Below are 1502 nucleotides of genomic sequence, written 5' to 3'. Positions count from 1 at the left end.
AGCCTCCTCGACCAATACGGTCCGCGCGACACCATGGACTACGACGTGGTCATCGTCGGCGGCGGTCCTGCCGGCCTGTCGGCCGCCATCCGCCTCAAGCAGCAGGCCGCCGCACAGGCGCGCGAACTCTCCGTCTGCGTCCTCGAAAAAGGCAGCGAACTCGGCGCCCACATCCTGTCCGGCGCCGTGATGGACCCCAAGGCCCTGACCGAACTGATTCCCGACTGGCAGCAGCGCGGTGCACCGCTCAACACCGCCGTCACCGAAGACCGCTTCCTGTTCCTGACGGCAGAGCGTGCCTACCGCACCCCCAACTTCATGCTGCCGGGCTGCCTGCAGAACCACGGCAACTACGTGGTCTCGCTCGGCAACGTGGTGCGCTGGCTCGGCGAACAGGCCGAGGCCCTGGGCGTGGAAATCTTCCCGGGCTTTCCGGCGGCCGAGATCCTGTATGACGACACCGGTGCGGTCAAGGGTGTCGCCACCGGCAACATGGGCGTGGGCCGTGACGGCCAGCCGACCGAGGCCTTCCAGCTCGGCATGGAACTGCATGCGAAATACACGCTGTTCGCCGAAGGCGCACGCGGCCACCTGGGCCGGCAATTGATCGAGCGCTTTGCCCTGGATGAAGGCCGCGATCCGCAGACCTATGGCATCGGCATCAAGGAATTGTGGGAAATCGATCCGGCCAGGCATCAGCCAGGCCTGGTGATCCATACCGCAGGCTGGCCGCTCGACAACGAAACCTATGGCGGCTCCTTCCTCTACCACCTGGAGAACAACCAGGTGATGATCGGCTATGTGGTCGGACTGGGGTACCGCAACCCGTACCTGTCGCCCTTCGAGGAATTCCAGCGCTACAAGACCCATCCCGAGATCCGCCGCTTCCTCGAGGGCGGCAAGCGCGTGTCCTATGGCGCACGCGCCATCACGGCCGGCGGCCTGCAGTCGCTGCCGAAGCTGGTGTTCAAGGGCGGTGCCCTGATCGGCTGCGAGGCGGGTTTCCTGAACGCAAGCCGCATCAAGGGCAGCCATGCGGCGATCAAGAGCGGCATGCTGGCGGCCGATGCGGCCCTGGCGGCGATTGTCGCAGGCCGTCAAGGCGACGAACTGGCCGACTATCCGACGGCCTTCGCGCAATCGTGGCTGAAGGAAGAATTGCACGTGGCGCGCAACTTCAAGCCGATGATGAGCAAGGGACTTCTTACAGGGGCCCTGCTGTTCGGTATCGACCAGCTCGTCTTCCGCGGCAAGGCGCCGTGGACGCTGCACCATGCGCATGCAGACCATACCACCCTGAAGCCGGCGGCGGAATGCCAACCGATCGTCTATCCGAAACCGGACAATGTGCTGACCTTCGACCGCTTGTCGTCGGTGTTCCTGTCCAATACCAACCATGCGGAGAACGAGCCAATCCACCTGACACTGAAGGATCCGACGATCCCGGTGACGGTGAACCTGGCAACCTATGCTGGTCCGGAGGCGCGCTACTGCCCGGCGGC

The 1502-nt window shown here is 64.7% G+C and carries 1 protein-coding gene; it reads left to right on the top strand.

Annotated features, from left to right (window positions below; genetic code table 11):
• Positions 1-1502 (top strand): electron transfer flavoprotein-ubiquinone oxidoreductase (locus tag IEV38_RS15210; RefSeq protein WP_188397605.1); only part of this gene is annotated, 1502 nt, incomplete at both ends.

This window comes from Oxalicibacterium flavum (assembly GCF_014635065.1).
GTDB classification, from domain to species: domain Bacteria; phylum Pseudomonadota; class Gammaproteobacteria; order Burkholderiales; family Burkholderiaceae_D; genus Oxalicibacterium; species Oxalicibacterium flavum.
The sequence above is the reverse complement of the archived record's forward strand: the minus strand, read 5'-3'. Positions and strand labels throughout refer to the sequence as shown.